We start from the raw sequence: 832 nt of genomic DNA on the forward strand, positions 1-832 counted from the left end.
ACATGAGTTAAAAACGCCACTCACCAACATTACTACGCAAAATCAGGTCATTTTAGGTGCGTGTCGAACGCCTGAAGAGTATCAGGATGCGATTGCCTCAACGTTGGAAGAACTCAACCGCATCACGAAAACCATCAACGATTTGCTCTACATTGCCAAGGCTGAAAACAAGCTCATTCATCGCCATGACGAAGTGTTTGCGGTGCGGGAGGAAATCGACCGCTTGGTCGCGTATTTTGAAATATTGGCCGAAGATGCCGAGGTGCGAATCGTGAGTTCAGGCGACGGTCAGCTCTATATGGACAAAAACATGTTTGAGCGTGCAGTGGGCAATTTGCTCTCCAACGCGATTCGTCATGCGTATGCTGATTCAACCATTGTGATTGACGTTCAAGCGGTTGATGAACAGGTGACGATATCGGTCAGCAACCAAGGTGATACCATTGCCGAGCAAAACTTACCGTACCTTTTCGACCGTTTTTATCGCGCAGATAAATCTCGCCAACATGTAGGTAGCGTAGGTGCAGGGCTAGGTTTGTCGATTACCCAATCTATCGTGCAGGCGTATGAAGGACAGATAAAAGTAACATCAGATAAAGAAAAGACGCGGTTTGTTTTGATGTTGCCATCGGCAGGTGTCAATGGAAGTGATAAGTCAGTTGAAACATAAAAGGCAAACCTTGGCTTGCCTTTTGGGACTCAAACTCGTTTGAAGTTATTTGGGTTATTGACCCAGTTGATGAGCGGTTAGAATAGCAGAGTAGACATTTTCTGCCGTCACTGGGAATGGCATATTGTGGATGGTTTCTCCCTCGGCCGTTGAAGCTTCGGC

At 46.6% G+C, this 832-nt stretch carries 1 protein-coding gene; it reads left to right on the top strand.

The features are described from left to right. Positions 1-670, top strand: a 670-nt coding sequence (locus R7P74_RS25685) for an ATP-binding protein (RefSeq protein WP_318123469.1), incomplete at its 5' end; no start/stop codon positions are given. Positions 671-832: the final 162 nt, after the last annotated feature.

The organism is Vibrio sp. 2033 (assembly GCF_033339735.1).